The organism is Sphingobacterium sp. N143 (genome assembly GCF_030325625.1).
In the GTDB taxonomy this organism is placed as follows: Bacteria; Bacteroidota; Bacteroidia; order Sphingobacteriales; family Sphingobacteriaceae; genus Sphingobacterium.
The window spans coordinates 35,501-52,958 of record NZ_JACAIS010000015.1 but is presented as its reverse complement, the minus strand read 5'-3'; the positions used below and the strand labels follow the sequence as shown (position 1 = coordinate 52,958).

General features: G+C 42.9%; 14 protein-coding genes. 5 read left to right on the top strand and 9 right to left on the bottom strand.

The features are described 5' to 3' along the window. Nucleotides 1–199: 199 nt before the first annotated feature. The gene (locus HX021_RS21420; RefSeq protein WP_286592668.1) at nt 200–1,060 is read left to right on the top strand and encodes a helix-turn-helix domain-containing protein; all 861 of its coding nucleotides are present in this window, start codon (nt 200–202) and stop codon (nt 1,058–1,060) included. A 122-nt stretch (nt 1,061–1,182) separates the two neighbouring features. Beyond that, nucleotides 1,183–2,532 (top strand): amidohydrolase, encoded by a 1,350-nt coding sequence (locus HX021_RS21415; protein ID WP_286592667.1) that lies wholly within the window; start codon nt 1,183–1,185, stop codon nt 2,530–2,532. A 132-nt stretch (nt 2,533–2,664) separates the two neighbouring features. Here HX021_RS21415 and HX021_RS21410 read toward each other — a convergent pair whose 3' ends face one another. Continuing rightward, on the bottom strand, nt 2,665–3,705 hold the full coding sequence (locus tag HX021_RS21410; RefSeq protein WP_286592666.1) for an acyltransferase family protein: 1,041 nt from the start codon (nt 3,703–3,705) through the stop codon (nt 2,665–2,667). Between the two features lie 149 nt (nt 3,706–3,854). Between HX021_RS21410 and HX021_RS21405 the strand changes: the two genes are divergently transcribed. Genes HX021_RS21405 through HX021_RS21395 form a run of 3 tightly spaced genes read left to right on the top strand, consistent with a single transcriptional unit; the run spans nt 3,855 to nt 6,593 of the window. Continuing rightward, complete coding sequence (locus tag HX021_RS21405; RefSeq protein WP_286592665.1) at nt 3,855–4,379, top strand: hypothetical protein; 525 nt, start codon at nt 3,855–3,857, stop codon at nt 4,377–4,379. Between the two features lie 35 nt (nt 4,380–4,414). After that, nucleotides 4,415–5,212 (top strand): fimbrial biogenesis chaperone, encoded by a 798-nt coding sequence (locus HX021_RS21400; RefSeq protein WP_286592664.1) that lies wholly within the window; start codon nt 4,415–4,417, stop codon nt 5,210–5,212. Continuing rightward, nucleotides 5,187–6,593 (top strand): hypothetical protein, encoded by a 1,407-nt coding sequence (locus tag HX021_RS21395; protein WP_286592663.1) that lies wholly within the window; start codon nt 5,187–5,189, stop codon nt 6,591–6,593. The genes HX021_RS21400 and HX021_RS21395 overlap by 26 nt, the downstream gene beginning before the upstream one ends. Here HX021_RS21395 and HX021_RS21390 read toward each other — a convergent pair. The 8 genes from HX021_RS21390 to HX021_RS21355 all read right to left on the bottom strand — a co-directional run bounded on the left by HX021_RS21390 (nt 6,590) and on the right by HX021_RS21355 (nt 17,124). Next, on the bottom strand, nt 6,590–9,343 hold the full coding sequence (locus tag HX021_RS21390) for a hypothetical protein (RefSeq protein WP_286592662.1): 2,754 nt from the start codon (nt 9,341–9,343) through the stop codon (nt 6,590–6,592). The two genes, HX021_RS21395 and HX021_RS21390, sit on opposite strands and share 4 nt — an antisense overlap. A 149-nt stretch (nt 9,344–9,492) precedes the next feature. Then, nucleotides 9,493–10,140 (bottom strand): LuxR C-terminal-related transcriptional regulator, encoded by a 648-nt coding sequence (locus HX021_RS21385; protein ID WP_286592661.1) that lies wholly within the window; start codon nt 10,138–10,140, stop codon nt 9,493–9,495. A 358-nt stretch (nt 10,141–10,498) separates the two neighbouring features. Further along, nucleotides 10,499–11,311 (bottom strand): glycosyltransferase, encoded by an 813-nt coding sequence (locus HX021_RS21380; RefSeq protein WP_286592660.1) that lies wholly within the window; start codon nt 11,309–11,311, stop codon nt 10,499–10,501. An 83-nt stretch (nt 11,312–11,394) separates the two neighbouring features. Continuing rightward, the gene (rfbA, locus tag HX021_RS21375) at nt 11,395–12,255 is read right to left on the bottom strand and encodes a glucose-1-phosphate thymidylyltransferase RfbA (protein ID WP_286592659.1); all 861 of its coding nucleotides are present in this window, start codon (nt 12,253–12,255) and stop codon (nt 11,395–11,397) included. A gap of 51 nt (nt 12,256–12,306) precedes the next feature. Beyond that, the gene (gene rfbD, locus HX021_RS21370) at nt 12,307–13,176 is read right to left on the bottom strand and encodes a dTDP-4-dehydrorhamnose reductase (protein WP_286592658.1); all 870 of its coding nucleotides are present in this window, start codon (nt 13,174–13,176) and stop codon (nt 12,307–12,309) included. Between the two features lie 5 nt (nt 13,177–13,181). After that, nucleotides 13,182–13,736 carry a dTDP-4-dehydrorhamnose 3,5-epimerase gene (gene rfbC / locus HX021_RS21365; RefSeq protein WP_286592657.1) on the bottom strand — a complete coding sequence of 185 codons (555 nt, stop codon included), beginning with the start codon at nt 13,734–13,736 and terminating at the stop codon, nt 13,182–13,184. A gap of 21 nt (nt 13,737–13,757) precedes the next feature. After that, on the bottom strand, nt 13,758–14,813 hold the full coding sequence (gene rfbB / locus HX021_RS21360) for a dTDP-glucose 4,6-dehydratase (RefSeq protein ID WP_286592655.1): 1,056 nt from the start codon (nt 14,811–14,813) through the stop codon (nt 13,758–13,760). Between the two features lie 322 nt (nt 14,814–15,135). Then, the gene (locus tag HX021_RS21355; RefSeq protein WP_286592654.1) at nt 15,136–17,124 is read right to left on the bottom strand and encodes a polysaccharide biosynthesis protein; all 1,989 of its coding nucleotides are present in this window, start codon (nt 17,122–17,124) and stop codon (nt 15,136–15,138) included. Nucleotides 17,125–17,458 lie beyond the last annotated feature (334 nt).

Below are 17,458 nucleotides of genomic sequence, written 5' to 3'. Positions count from 1 at the left end.
ATGTCTTATTGACATTTATAAAATTAGCCAGAATATATGGGTGTACATAGATTTATTTTAGCAAATTATCCCCCAATTTTAACTGCATATTGGGTACAATGAACATCTTCACACCACGCTACCCCGGTCTGCAGCTAATTTTTGTTTATGAGCTGAATACTCATAGGGGTTTCGTATTTTAGAGCTGACATGAGCTATTATGGATAAACGAAATGCAACTATATGGGCACCCGTCATTGGGTTGGATGGTTTTCGCAAAGAACAGACCGCTGGCAGAGAAGAACTCTTATTCAATGAATTGCACGGGGAGCGGCTTATTGAAAAGCCTCATAAACATGATTTTTTCATCATCAATCTGTTCGATCAGGCTTCGGGCGTGCATACCATTGATTCGGTTGATTATCCCATTAAAGGCCATCAGGTGCATGTACTTTTCCCAGGTCAGCTGCATAAATGGCATATACATAAAGGGACCGTTGGCTATCAACTGATGATCGAGCGTTCCTTTTTTGAGCATTTTGCTCCTTTCTTTCGATTTTCCTTTACCAACTATCAAAATCATCCGGTGATTGACCTTACAGCAGAGGCATTTACTCAATTACATTATGAATTTGAATCCGTCAAGAAGGAACTCACGCGAGAAAATACCCTTGTTCCCTTGATCACGGCCCGTGCAGGTGTCATTGCCGCCATCGTAAGCCGCGAGGCAGAACAGGTATTCACGGAGTTTAAGGTATACCAATCTATTCCTCGATTAGCAAAATTCAATATGCTGATCGACGAATTTTTCAGGGAACAAAAATTAGTTGTTTTTTATGCTGAAAAATTGCACATCTCCCCCAATTATCTGAATATTCTATGTAAAAAACATTTAAAGATATCTGCTACCCAGCTGATCCATCAACGCATAAGTGTTGAAGCCAAACGTCTTCTTCAGAGTACTGAATTGTCGATCAAGGAGATTGCCTTCGAATTAGGTTTTGCCGATCAAGCTTATTTTTCCAACTTTTTTAAGCTCCAGACGGGTGTCAGTCCGAGTGATTTTAGAGAAAAAAGATAAATCACACAAAAAATGGAAGAAATCACCCTGTTATAAAAGGACCACCTGGGTGTAACTTTGTCAAAAGGCTGGTTTATTTTTATACCGAGCCTGAGAGCTATCAAGTAAAAAAAGGAAGTCAAATGAAAACAACGCCGCTTACACGCAAAGAATTTATCCGCAACTCTGCCTTGGCACTTGCTGGAGCAACATTCATCCCCGGAATGCTATTTGCAGAAAATTCTGCACAGACTGAAGTTGAAAAAACGTTGACCGCACATCAAGGCAAAAAGAACTATACCTTAAAAAACGTCCTCCTGGAAACAGGATTTGAATATGATGCCGAGGGAAATGTCACCGCCACCAAGACCGCCCTTTTTTCCGTTCAGATCGAAGCGGGAAAAATCAAGGCAATCAATGCCAACAGCACTGATGCTGATGCCATCGATGCTAAGGGCCTTTTGATGTTGCCCTCCTTTCGCGACATGCATATCCACCTGGACAAAACCTTCTATGGCGATAAATGGCAGGCTATCAGACGTGGTCCCGGGGGTGTAAAGGGCATGATTGCCCTGGAGCAAAAAATTCTCCCTGAACTCTTAAAGAATTCGACCTTTAAAGCCGAGAAGCTTATTGAACTGTTACAGTCTAAGGGAACGGCATTTGCCCGTAGTCACGTCAATATTGAACCGACCTCCAAGCTGGATTCGTTACGTAACCTACAACTTGCGCTGGAAAACAAAAAGAATAGCTTTGGTGCTGAATTGGTTGCTTTTCCACAACATGGGGTGTTCTATACGGATTCTGTCCCTTACCTGAAAGAGGCTGCCCGTACCAATATTGATTTTATTGGAGGTGTTGATCCTTTCACGATCGATGGCGCTATTGAAAAGACAATGGATTTTACTGTTCAGCTGGCCTTAGACAACAATAAAGGGATCGATATCCATTTACATGAGTCCGGAGAATCGGGGCTAAAAACAGTCGAGTATCTGATCAAAAAGGTCAATGAGAACCCTGCCCTTAAAGGCAAAACGTACCTGAGTCATTGTTTTGTATTAGCTAAGCTGGACAAAGCCAAACAGCAGGCCATAGCCGAACAATTGGGTGCGGCACAGATCGGAATTGTATCTACAGTTCCTTTTGGAGGGCTGATCATGCCAATTCCGACACTGATGGAAAATAACGTCAAAGTAATGACTGGAAACGACAGTATTCTGGATCATTGGAGCACATTCGGGAGCGGAAGTGTCTTACAAAAAGCCAATATTGCAGCCCAGTTATATGGACAGGCCACAGAATTTGGTTTGTCCCGTATGTTAAAATTAGCGACGGCGGGTCCTATTCCGCTGGATGATAAAGGAAAACAACAATGGCCAAAGGTTGGTGATGCTGCGGATCTTGCTTTTATTGATGCCAGCTGTTCGGCGGAAGCTATTTCCAGGCTTTCACCAGTAAAGTCACTGATCTATCAGGGGAACATTGTTTTCTAAGCGTCTGACACTACCTATGAAAAACGGAGGTCCGAAGTAAGCTTCGGGCCTTTATTTTATTATAATAAGTTTCATTTCTTTTTATCCGCTACCTCAATCACTATTTCCATCCATGAGACCGTTCTAAGCGCGTTAATGGCGATTATTAAACCTCTTCATCAACTTGGGTTCAATCCGGTCGCTCAACAGATAAGCCAGGGCAAACATCAGGAGCATAACAGTGCCAACAAGTAGATATTTATTCAGATAAGCATAAGCGTGATTAAAGATAATAAACCCGATATGCTGGTGAATTAAGTATAAGGGGTAGGTCAACATGCCGATTTTAACAAATCTCGACGAATTTAGGCACTGCAACTTGTTGCAGGCAACAAGCAGCATCAACAGGTAGAAGGATATAATCGCCATGCTGATGCTATAAGGTGAAAAATCACTATGGAAAGTACGTTCCAACCAATTAATACGGCCAATTGCGCCATCAATAGACAAGAATAGGCTCCAAGCCAACAGTATAAAATACTTAATTGCCGGTCCACGTAAAAATAGCTGACAGCAGACTATCCCTGCAATAAAATAGGCACTCCAGTCCAGAATAAAAAACTCATGGAGTGCATCATAGACTTTTGATGGTCCCACAAAGTGGCGCAAGCTTGACAAAAACAACCAAAAATACACCAGATAGTCCAAACTTATTTTTTTGAACCGGTTTATGATCAGAAATAAGATGATAATCAGGTAGAATTTCAATTCCACATAGAGTGACCAGTAAGCGCCATCCACATCTCCATAACCCAATAAATCCTGGATCATTGTCAGATTAGCCAACAATTGCCTGAATGTTACCTGATATCGGGGAGCTCCCCAAAAATAAGTTACCATAAAAGTGAGCAGCAGACAGATCCAGAACATCGGGTACAATCGCTTAAAACGCGAGACGACAAATTTTGGCAAAGAAAGATGCTTAATGGAAAAAGCGATCACAAAACCACTGATCATAAAGAAAAAATCCACTCCCAAGTAGCCGTATCGCAAGTATTCACCAATCTCATCAAAACGCAATAAGGACATATCACCGGCCTTATACCCCCGATATAAATAATGATAGAGCATCACTGCTGAAGCTGCGATAAATCGAAAGAGGTCGATCTGATAGATTCTTTTTGACTGCGACATTGAGCGTAAATATATTTAAACCGACTCAAAATTCATAACATCATTATGTGACGGAACGGAATTGGATATGCAGCTCATGTCCCCTACTTTTACATGACATATGGGATATTGTTTATCCTATTATAACATTAGCTAAAATTGTAGATTTTATGAAAAAGATTTTTAAAGCTGCTTTTGTTGTCCTCGCCGCCATATGCTTTGGACAACAAGTCAAGGCACAAGTTTCAGCGGATTCGCAACCTGTTACGGTAAATATCAACCTGACGGATGCTATTTCGATCGATCTGGGAGCAAGTCCTACGGTAGACTTCAACTATGCGACTGCGGCAGATTATGCCGCTTCCAAAACCGTTACCAAGGCAGCACATTTTACCGTGGTCAGTAATCAAGTTTATGATATCGACGTGCAAGTAGATGGGGATTTTAATCCCGTGCTGGACCTAGCCGCATTGGGGTTAACGGTATCGGTCAATTCAGCAACGCCCACTGGCGGGAGTCCGGCGAATGCTATTTTATCTGCCGTCAATGATCCTCAGCCTTTAATCACGGGAGCTCCGGCCTCTACCGGTACCGTCTATACTATCGACTATACCATTCCAGATGCGAGTGAACTGATCACAAAAGCTGCGGGAACATACACCACCACGGTGACCTATACCGCCACACAACAATAATAATTATGCAGCAATAAAAAGATTATATCGCATTTGTGAACTATTTTTTAACCATACTGATCATTTGTGTATGGAATACCCTATGCCTGGCACAGGGTATTTCTGTTTCGCCATCGCGCATTTTTTTTAAGGGTGATCCCGGGCAAACGGTCAGTCAGGTGATTACGCTGAGCAATTCTTCGAAAATACCCTTCCACTTTGTCACGACGATCAAGGATTGGGACCGTGATTCTTTGGGCAACAAGCGCTATTTCCCTGCAGGGCAGCAGGGGCAGTCTAATGCTTCCTGGTTGTCCCTAAACGAAAATACCGTCCATTTAGCACCCGGGGAAACACGGCAGGTCAATCTATCCATGAGCATCCCTAACGACAGCAAGGCCCAGAAACTGACCAACAGCATGCTTTTTTTCACGCAGGTCAAAGAACAACAGACTGTGCTCCACCCCGGCGTCAATATGAATGTGCTCCTTGAAGTAGGCATACAAGTATATCATACCCCGGCGGGGCTGCAAGCCGGTGAGCTGGAATTTCTTGCTTTTGAGGACAAGGGCATACAGTCTCGTGCCAATTCTAAAACACGGAGGATGCGTGTCAAAATCAAAAATACCGGGCAGATCAATAAAGATGCTTATCTCCGTTTTGAGCTCACCAATACCGAAACAGGAGGAGAAGTTCCTGTGAAAGCCATTGCTATAGCCCTACTGCCAGCAGCCGAACAATGGGTCGAGGTGGACCTGCCGGCGGAGCTCAAGGGCCCATACCTAGCTGTTGCCCTATTAGATGCCGGCAGTCAATACGATTTAAAAATTGCGGAAAAAGAGATTACATATTAAGGTGGGCCTGCTGGCGCTGTTGGGTGTGTATATGGGGAATGTACAGGCCCAATACAATGTGTCCATCAATCTGCCTCAAGCCAATATCCAAAGCGGTGCTGATTTTAAACAGACATCGTCGGTGGGCGATTATTCATATTTACTGATTGCATTAATCCCTTCCATTTATGCCATGTCAACACAAGGCAACTTCAGCAGTAGCACATCGACACATACAGTCCCCCTTTCAGTTGCATACCTTAAACTGAATCAAATCGGCGGTGTCAATTTACTTTCTTCGGTCACCGAAGCACAGCTTAGCACCAGCAGCAGCTTACTGGTCAGCTCTTTATTAGGCATCACGCTATCCAAGGGGGCGATATTAATGGATTTTCGAGTGGCTACGTCGAGTCACACCTGGCTTGCCGGCAGTTATAAGACCGGGCTTCGCCTGACCGCCCAAGGTATATTAGGCGGTACCATCACGCCACAGGACAGGGATGTATCTATCACTGTCCCGGCCTTTATTGCTGCGCCGTCAACCATTAGCACCACCAGCCTACTGGTCAATGATCTGAATTATTTCCGTGCTCCAGCTGGTATCAGTAGCAATAAAATCGTTTCGATTTCGACGACTGTCCCCTATATTCCAACGCTCAGGACATCGAGCTCACAATTTACATTCAGTACCACCCTTCCTTATAACAATCCGCCAGTTTCGCCTGTTTCCGATGTTGCAGTAAGCCTAAGCGGTGTATCAACCGCCACAGCGATAGCTTCCCTGTCCACCACAGACCAGGCCCTCACCACGAGCAGTGGCATTGCAGTATCCTCCAATAACCAGGTGCTGACCAATACCTTTAGCGTGAGCGGGAGTAAATTGAAAAGTGACTTTGTACAGGCGGGTACCTATCGTGTTCCATTGGTGTATAGCTGGACTGGTTTACCGGCAAACCCGGCTCAAGCATCTGGAAATGGCACCCTGGAAATTGTGGTCAGTGATCTGGGCGAGCTGGTGGCTAACCAACAAGCCGTAGATCTCGCGTTCAGCACCGCCGATCATTATAAAAATGGAGTGAGCAAAGATATGCCCGCACATTTAAAATTAAGCAAAACAACCCCATACAACCTTTATGTCCGTGCCACATCGGAAAATTTTAGTTCCGGCACCAATACCATCCCCTTGAATGTGATGCGAATCGGTCCCATGGCCGGCGAAACCGGGATAAATACCATTACGTTGTCCACAACAGCCCAGCAGCTCATCCAATCGGCCAATCCCGCCATTGACCGCAACCTAAATATACAATACCGTATTCCTGCCAGTGAGACTCATCAGCTACTCAACAAGCCTGCAGGAAACTATAGCACCAGCATTATCTTTAGTTTTGTCGCGCCCTAGAAACGCTTTACGTCAACCTTGCGGCGCACATCCTTCACATTAAAATCTCGCACAACCGGTTTTTCGCGTCTTACTTCAACCTGGCTACTGGGATTATCTATGGTAAAAGGCATCCCCGCCGTAGCAATAAACAGTTCATAAGTACCGACCGGAAGATAAAGTGTATAATCACCATCCGCATTGCTCAATGTCTTATAAATTTGTCCCTGCTCATTCTTTGCCTGGACGCATATGCCCGACAATTCGGGTGCTGCATTCAGGTACTTATTTTCTACCGGCCGGATCCGGCCCCTTAGTATCGCAGTTTTTACCAATGGAATCTTCAGTTGTTGATTCTTTGTGAGCACCAGGCTTACCGTTCCCTGCGCTACCCAGCCCTGGTTATTTTCCACCTGCACCATATAGCTCCCTGTGGCCATATCCAAAAACTTGACACGCCCCTGTCGGTCCGTCATGGCGGTTTCTTTATCAATTCTGACCAGCAACCCTTCTAATGCAGGTTCATTACCCTCCATAAGACCATTGCTATTACGATCGTCAAATAAAAAAAGCTGTAATTTATGGCCATGGTTCTTTCCTTTTCTGCCAAAATGCTTTTCAATCCCCAAACGGATTTGTCTATTATCAAACGAAGTGGATGTTATTCCCGTCTGGCGATCAACCAAAGGATCCAAGATCAACTTGTTTTTGATCAAGGTATAGAATACATCTGCCGTCATCATCCAATTACTCTTTAACTGCCACTTCATATTTCCGTTGACGGAGAAATTGCTGCTACGCGTAAAACCGTAATAGCTGTACATGGTCGACAGCTGTACCTGCAGGCTATTGTTGAAGGCTTTAAATTGGGTATTAGGCCCCAAGGAAAAGATCCGATAGCTGTCGGAGGAACCTGAAGCACGTATATCACTTAAATAATACGGATTCAGCTGCACAAAGGTATTGAAGCCAAAGAGCGGATTCGTATAGGTTCCTGTCATGCGCAAGGAATAAAAAGGAGCCAGTGGTCTGCCCAATGTATTTTTATAGGCATAACCATGGTCCGTTCTTAAAAAGAAGCGGTGTCGGGCACTGAAAAAATTTAGATCCAGGCTAGTCCTCAAGGCTGCAGTTTTTCCATTGACATCAGCAAGGTCCCAAAGATCCATTCCTTTATCAGCTATCCGCTGCAACATCCAATAGGGACGTACATCCAGCTGGAATCGGCCAAGCTGCTGATGATAGCCCAGCTCATAAATCTGGATCTGGTTTTGACTGTTAACATAAAAGTTGCGGCCCCCTTCCTGGTACGTCGGACGATTGTTCAAATAGCTGAGCCGGGCAGCGATATGCTGTCCGTCGCCCAATAGGCGGACCATCCGCGAATCCGTCTGGATCAGTCCCCGCCGTAATCCTGTATAATAGGGCGAGCTATAATAATTGATACTTGATAGCTGATATTTTTCGGAATTATGATTGTAGTCCAGTCCTGCGGAAACGGCATGCTTTTTCGTTCCGCCATATCTATATTCCATACTGTAGCCAGCTTCGAGCCCTAAGCTATGGTTACTACCCAAGCTCAGTTCGGTTTTTCCAGTCCATTGTTCACTTCCTAGCCTACGATCATTATCCCGCCCGTGCAGGTAAAGTAAATAATGTTCCTGATGCTGTGTGGATTTGAGATTATACTTGGCGCCCCATATTTTACCAGCCGGGATGTGGTTTGTGGACTGGCTGTACAACATATAATTGTTTTCCACTCCGTAAACGCTAATGGACTGATTTCCGTTAAATTTGTAGCTGGCTTTTAGCCCACGGCCGCTCAAACTTCGGTCAAGATTTTCGTAGATATTACCGACTTTAACCGCCCAATCTTTTTCCTGATAGCTGAGGTAGGTGTCGTAGCTATTAAAGGCCTTTTGATTGTGATAATAATCGGCCGTCAGCCGATATTCCAAACTTCTGTGCTGATCAAAGTTCATCGCGCCATTGGCTTGCAATTGGTACACATTAATCGCATTGCCCATATTGATATACCGAAAAGCCATGGTGTTTTGATAAGGCTGATTCTGGCTATCCATGCTACCAAATCGTTTCACACTGCCTACTTGTGTGATCCTTATCATGGTCATGGCTAAGGATCTGCCATCAGTGCCCTTAGCCTGCATGCTCAGATCAAAATCAGTCCTATTGTCCTTCACAAGCATTGTTCCGGCATAGGATAACAATAGCTGTCCGCCTGCCGGAATGGTGACCACTTGCGTATCGCCTGTAATTTCAAAACCTTGGGGAAATCCAGCAAAAAGAACCTGAAATGTCAGGGGTACCATTCCAGTATTGGAGACATGGAGCATAAATTGTACCTGATTGGTAGCCTGCTCCCAAAAATATTCCTTCTTATCTGTCTGTAATGCGAGGTATTGACGTCCCTCCAACTTGGTATAAAAAGACCTTGCAGGGGGGAGCAACAAAGTCTTATCATTCGATCTGAATCCAATTGTAAATACCTGATTATCGCTGGTAATGGTCCGACGGTCAGCTATATATTTTAACGGGAATCCTCGTGTTTCTTTCGCTTTTAAGACAATTGATGCCGGCAATCTGATTAAACCTTCCAATGCTTTAGTTTCGCCCGCATAGGGGCTAAGCTCAATGGGCCGGTCAGTCTGATTTGTGACGTTCAACTTATTTGAAAAAGTCTGATTTCCATTAACGGTTATGGTATCCTGATCAAAATGATATGCAATAGCATCCTGCTGTTGACTTTTCACCTGTGAGAAGAAAACAAAAGTATAGCAAAAAATAAATAGGCAAGTCCACAGACTTTTTATTGGCATAGCATACAATTCATACAACTGTAAAAATCAGGCTAAATTCGATGAGATCGAAATAAAAGCTGTCACATGTTCATGTAATAAAATTAGGCTGTTAGGCGGGCAATCAATTCGCCTTTGCTATTGATCTGAAGCTTTCTGTAAATTCGTTTAATGTAGATCCTTACGGTATCCAATGATATGGCATATTTTTGAGCAATCATCTTATAACTCAGTCCCTCGACAATACCATTGGCAATCTGTAGTTCACGTGCCGTAAGCAAATCTTCGCATTTTTTTCCGTTGAAGCTTTGCTCAATCAGTGCTCTATTCACACTGGGACTAACAAAGGACCCTCCGTTCATGGTGGTGTTGATTGCCTGGACCAATGAGGACATACAGGTCTGCTTTAACAGATACCCCACAGCCCCATTTCGAAAACAGCTACGCACTGCCTTGACCTCTGCTATAGTGGTCAATATAATAATTTGAGTTCCTGGAAAGGCATTTCTTGTCTCTTCAACACATGAGGAATCCTGATGTTCAATATCAATAATCAATACATCAGGGGTTTGTATTACTGGATTATGTGGTCGCTTGTCCAGTTCAAACAGCAGTTCTATGTTAATGTCTTTATTCTTATTTGCATTCTCCTTGAGCGTGAGGCTGGTCAGCTTTCGGCCTTCTTCATCACGATCGATGATGCCAACAGTAATCAGGTGTTTTTTGTTTTTATCATTAGTATAGTCAGTCATGCATTCTTTTCTATTTATCCTAGTCCGTGTAGCTCAGTTGTATACATGTTAAACCGGTCTCCATATATCGCACCCATCTCTTTTACCGGAGGGATATCGTTAGATAGACGTATTATTAGATCATCATTACGTCCTATCGAAATAACAATATAAAGAAAAATATTGTTTAAGGAAAATAAAAATTAATTGAAATATTAAAAATTATTATAGCCTTACTATTCCATAGATAGCAAAATACAGAACAAAGACTGAAGTGAGGACTTGACTTTAATCATAAAATTAATCTTGTCCACAAGTGAGAAAAAAGAAAAGAAACAAAATGAGTTCTCCGAGCTTGAAATAGAGAAAAAGGCATTTTCTATCTAAATTGGTCTAATGTACACCTATTTATGTTTACTCTTTTTTTATCGATGAGCCAACCCCATTTTCCAAAATAGAGGCGAATAGACCGAAGATGAACTTTAAATAACCTGAAACTTTTACTTGACCCTGCAGCATAACCATGCACAACAGATGCTTTTGGGAAATAGACAGTTCTATATTTAGCATTCATTCTTCTTGATATATCCCAATCTTCAAGATACATAAAAAAACGGTCGTCATATAGACCTATCTCCTTCAGGGCAGATACTCGAAACAGTGTAAAGCATCCTGATATAATTGGCGTATCATATACTAAACTAGGAGATACGTATCTGAGTTCAAATTTTGAAATAAAGGAAGAAAAGAAACCAAATTTTCGGTATAATATTCGTTTAAAAAATGAAATAGGGGTAGGTAGTAGTTTTGGCAAATATTGGATTGTTTCATCAGGGTTTAATACTTGGGGCATTGCCATTCCCACGTCAGAGTTCTTTTCCATAAAATCGACCATTGACTCTACCGTTTTCTCTTGCAATAAAATATCCGGGTTAACAACAAAATGGTAGCTGCTGCCCATGGCTATGGCTTTTCTAATTGCTATATTATGGGCTGCGCCAAAACCTGGATTAGCTGGATGATGAATATATTCAATAGTGGGGTGGTTTTTGCGAATTTCGTCTTTAAAAGTGTCTACTGGTGAATTATCGATGATAAATAGAATGTTAATCTCTGATTGGTCTACACCAAGCAAAAGGGTTTTTATTTCAGCGTATGTTTGTTTATACAATACAATTGAGGCAGTTACCATTTTTTGGCCTTTAAGAAAGTTAATGTGGCTAATTTGGCACGCTATGTCAAGCGTGCACTTTACTTTTTACAAAGATACTAAAATCATTTAACTATCTTTATCAAATACTCTCCATATCCTGATTTACACAAAGGTGCTGCAATCTTCAACAGTTGATTTTTGTCAATATACCCCATACGATAAGCGACTTCTTCAATTGCACCTATTTTCATGCCCTGCCGTTCCTCAATCACCTGCACAAACTGTCCGGCCTGCATCAAAGATTGTATAGTCCCTGTGTCAAGCCATGCGGTTCCACGGTCAAATACACCAACCTTTAATTTGCCCTGACGCAAATATTCTTTATTGACATCAGTGATTTCCAATTCACCCCGTGCGGATGGTTTGATATTTTTGGCAATAGAAACCACCTCATTGTCGTAAAAATAAATACCCGGAACAGCATAATTTGATTTCGGCTGCTGCGGTTTTTCCTCAATGGAAACCACCGTCTTATTTTCATCAAATTCGACCACACCATAACGTTCCGGATCATGTACTGGATAGGCAAACACGACACCCCCATCCGGGTCTGCGCAGGACTGTAACAGCTTTGACAGACCTGAACCATAAAAAATATTATCCCCCAATATCAGCGCTACTTTATCGTCACCAATAAATTCCTCCCCCAATAAAAACGCCTGAGCCAGACCGTCCGGACTAGGCTGTTCCTTATATTCAAAGCGGCAGCCCAGCTGTGACCCATCACCCAATAATTTTTGAAAATTGGGCAAGTCCTGAGGTGTGGATATGATCAAAATCTCCCGGATTCCCGACAACATCAGGGTAGACAGCGGATAGTATATCATCGGTTTATCATATACCGGCATCAATTGTTTACTGACCGCTAAAGTTAATGGGTGCAAGCGCGTTCCTGATCCGCCTGCTAATATGATTCCTTTCATGTTAGTATTGAGTATTGAGATATTAGTATTGAGACTTTGGTAGTGCAAGTTTTACTCGTCTTCTGCTGATAGGTATGCTGCCAACATATTCGTCAAACTTAGCTTCCAGTTCGGTACCGCAACATCAAATGTCGATTTAATCTTTGTTTTATCCAACAATGAATATTTTGGCCGCTGGGCAGCCGTTGGATAAGCAGTGCTGGGAATAGGCTTCACCTGACAGTCAAACGAGCGAAAATCGCGTATTGCTACAGCAAAATCATACCAGGAAATTTTCCCTTCATTGCTATAGTGATAGATTCCGCTTTTCCAATCCGCTGCATCCGCAATTTTCAAAATGGCCACAGCAAGGTCCTTGGCATAAGTCGGACTCCCGACCTGGTCATCAATCACATTGATTTCATCCCGCTGTGCCATGAGCCGGCACATGGTCTTGACAAAATTATTTCCGTAAGCAGAATAGACCCATGATGTACGGATGATAATCGCTTCCGGACACCATTTTTGAATGGCCTGTTCCCCCGCCAGCTTGGTCTGCCCATATACATTGATTGGAGCCGTTGGGGCATCTTCTGCCAAAGGGACGGCCGAAGTTCCGTCAAAAACATAATCAGTTGAAATTGCGATCAGTTTGGCCCCATGGATCCGGCAATACTGAGCAATCTCCTCAGAGGCTACATGGTTGACCAAGTTGGCCATTTCCGGTTCCGACTCCGCCTTATCCACCGCAGTATAAGCTCCGGCGTGGATGATCAGATCGGGTTGGTACATTGCCAAAATGTCCTGTATTAAATGAATCTGATCCAATGGCAATTGCTTCCGGTCCAAAAAGAAACACTCTTTCTCCCCGACATTACGCAAAAGCATCTGCAATTCAGATCCCAACTGTCCGGTAGCTCCCGTTATTACAATTCTTACCATATCAACTAAGTTAGCTTATTGGTCAGCGCCGCAAAACTTTGCGCATCCTGATCTTTCTGTGACAAGATCATCTGTTCCTGAGGAATCTGCCAGTTTACCGCCAGCTGTGTATCCAAGGGATATACGCCATCTTCAGACTCCTTATTATAATTGTTATCACATTTATAGAAAAACACGGCATGCTCGGAAAGCACCGAGAAACCATGAAGAAATCCCCGTGGCACAAATAATTGCTTCTTATTCTCAGCAGACAGTTCAACAGCCACATGCTGACCATAAGTTGCTGAGCCAGGCCGAACATCTACCGCCACATCCAAAACACGGCCTTCCACTACCCGGACCAGTTTTGCCTGTGCATGCTCACCGGCCTGCATATGCAATCCCCGCACCACCCCAAATTGAGATTTTGACTGATTATCCTGTACAAAATGGGGGGTATGTCCCAATATCGCGGCCAGTTTATCTTCGTTATAAGATTCAAAGAAATAGCCTCTTTCGTCTTCAAAAACTGTTGGTTCTAAAATAAAACAGCCCGCCAGCTTCGTTTCAGTATACTTCATGATTTGTATTTCTTATGCTCGTTATGCGCCTTTATATTGATTATTATAATAACTTTGATAATCACCTGAAGTGACATTGTTCAGCCATTCCTGATTGGTTAAAAACCAATCGATCGTCAGCGACAGCCCTTCTTCAAATGTCACGGAAGGCTTCCAGCCCAGTTCTTTATTTATTTTTGTGGCATCAATCGCATAGCGGAGGTCATGCCCAGGCCTATCCTTGACGAAAGTAATCAGCTTCGCAGAAGTTCCTGCCGGACGATCCAATTTACGATCCATCTGCGCACATAATTCTTTGATCAAGTCAATATTCTGCCATTCGTTAAACCCTCCTATATTGTAGGAATCCCCATTTTTGCCCTGATGGAACACCAGATCAATTGCTCTGGCATGATCAATCACAAAAAGCCAATCGCGGGTATACTTCCCGTCGCCATATACCGGGAGCGGCTTATTGTTCAGAATATTATGGATGCATAGGGGAATCAATTTCTCTGGAAAATGATTGGGGCCATAATTGTTTGAACAGTTCGTCAGCACAATAGGTAAGCCATAAGTATCATGATAAGCCCGAACAAAATGATCGGAGCTTGCCTTGGAAGCTGAATAAGGGGAATGCGGGTCATATTTGGTATCCTCGGTAAAGAAGCCAGACGCTCCCAGCGCACCAAAGACTTCATCTGTAGACACATGATGAAAGCGTTTACCAGTCATATCATCTTTCCAGATCTCACGGGCTGCATTCAACAGGTTTACCGTACCGATCACATTTGTCATCACAAAAGCCGTAGGATCACTGATTGATCGGTCCACATGAGATTCTGCCGCCAGATGGATAATGCCATCCGGCTGGTATTTTTTGAAAATGGAAGTTATCAGCGCCTGATCCGTAATATCAGCTTTGACAAAGGTATAATTGGGCAAATGCTCTATATCTTTCAAATTTTCAAGATTGCCGGCATAAGTCAGTGCATCCAGATTAATAATATGATAATCCGCATATTTTTTCACAAACTCACGCACGACATGCGAACCAATAAATCCGGCTCCGCCTGTAATCAGGATAGTTTTATTCATGTATCTCTTATCTGTCTTTTAATGGTCCAATGCGATATCCAGTATTTTTCTTGCAACAGTGCTTGCACTTTTTGATTTTGGATATTCACCTTTTAAAGCTATATGATGAGTGTATTGCAATGACTGTCTATCATGAAATATTTTTTAACTCACCAAATAATTTGCTAAAATTAGGTTGATTTTTCTATAATGGCAAATTTTACCGGGCAGAAAATACAGCCATAAAAAAAGTCCCAGTAAGGGACTTTGATCTTCAGCTCAGTTTTTACCTTTTAATCAGCAGCATGTTATTTAACATCAGCCTGATAGGTCAGTTCTGGTTTTATCTAGATGGTTCTGCTTTTTTCATCAGTGAATATACCGGGGTCTCATCCAGCAGTTCTTGCTCTTCGGTGACATCAAGCACCTCATATTCCGAATTTTGGGATTTGAACTCCGGAACCACCTGTTTCATTCCAGCGACCAGCTGCATAAAATCCGGTAATTCCTGATCTGCCTGCAGGATCTGCTGGCAGATGCTATTGATCCGTTCGGCCTTCAGGGCCAGTTCATCGTGATTGACTTTGGCGATCATAATTTTCGGGTGATGTGTCTTCACCGTATTTTCATTGTCGGCCAACAGTTCTTCATAAATTTTCTCTCCTGGGCGCAGGCCAACAATCTTGATATCAATATCCTCCGGATAGCGGTATCCTTTCAGTTTGATCATGCGTTTTGCCAGATCGATAATCTTGACAGATTTCCCCATATCAAACACAAAGATTTCTCCACCTTTACCCATTACACCAGCCTCCTGCACCAATTGACAGGCCTCCGGTATGGTCATAAAGAAACGTGTAATCTCCGGATGGGTCAGCGTCAATGGCCCTCCATTTTCCATTTGTTTTTCAAAGAGCGGAATCACAGAACCATTAGACCCCAGTACATTTCCAAAGCGGGTAATGATAAAGCTGGTTTCCGATTTGCCGCTGCAGCTGCTGACATAAATCTCGGCCATACGTTTGGTTGCCCCCATTACGTTGGTTGGATTTACGGCTTTATCCGTAGAGACCATGACCATCTTTTTTGTCCCATATTGCATACAGAGATCGGCTACATTTTTACTGCCCAGCACATTAGTCTGAATAGACTCATACGGATTTGCCTCCATTAAAGGCACATGTTTATATGCGGCGGCATGGAATACCAAGTCAGGTTTATATTGCGCAAATACCCGTTGCATAAAGGCATAGTTTCGGACATCACCCACGACACAGTGCATATGTTCAGGCTGCGCAGCTTTGATTGACTGTTGTATATCATATAGAGCCGATTCTGCCTGATCCAATAGAACCAATTTTTTATATTGACGACGGGCAATCTGTCGGGCAAGCTCCGAACCGATCGACCCAGCGGCACCTGTCACCAGAATCACCTTGCCTTTCATTTCCTCTTCAATCTCCGGGTGGTCCAATTTAATCGGTTTACGTCCCAATAAATCTTCGATTTTCAAGGGCCGAATTTCACGTTTTGCGCCAGAATTAAGCAAGATCCGCGCAGGCGGCATAATTTTCAGTTCGAGGCCAATATTCTGAAACCAGTCGGAAACGTACTCCAATCGCTCGGGATCGTTATTTTCCACGGCAATGATCACTTGGGAGATCTGGTATTTTTCAACATATTCCTTGGTAATTTCTGTGAGGTCTTTAATCTTCAATCCGGCCAGCCTTTTGCCGATCCGTGAGATCTTGTCCTCCACGAAAGCAATCACCTGGTATTTAACCCGCGGATCTTCTTTTAATAAGGAGAAGGATACCAGACCTGGCCGTGAGGCCCCAAAAATCAGCACATTCTCACCCTTTCTTGCCGGTAAAAACAAATATTCATAAATCGTCCGGTAGACCACACGTGCTCCTACCATGACGACCAACAGAATACAGGCCTGCATGGTCAGCACGCTATAGGATAAGATCAGGTAATCACCCATCGTTGTGCCCTTATCAACAACACTCTTTATCAGCAGTGTCAAGCCCATTAAAATCAGGTAAGCAGAGGCGACAGTCTTAAAGATCTTGATTGTATCCCGGATCCCCGTCTGCCGGACAATCCCCCTAAAGGTATTGAAACATAAGAACATGAATAAATATACCGGTAAGATCAGCACCAGTTTCTTTAACATCAATGCCCCGTCAAATACGCCTTTGAAATTGTTCACCACATAATTTGAAAACACATAGCTGGCAAAAACAAACCACATATCGATCAACAGAATGACCCAACGCGGGTTATCTTTACGCAGTCGTTTTCTTAAATCCCATAGAGATCCCATCATATCTTTCTTCCCTTTTTAGTTTATGTATTTACTGTTGAGACTTTCTGTACTTACTTTGTTACACTTAACAAAGGCTTGCATTATTATGAAAATTAACAAGAAAATCCTTGAAGCACATCAAATTTAATAATCATTTGGCCAATCCTCTATCAGATCGACAACAAATAAAAACCGGCATGCTTCACTTTATCTTCATCGTGGACTAAGCAAGTATTATACCGAAAGTGTTACAAAACACAAAAATATTTAAAAAATCACGCTATAACATCCCTAACAAATTATTGTTATTCGATAAATATCTATTTTTTATCATTGTTTTTCATTTTGTTTAACG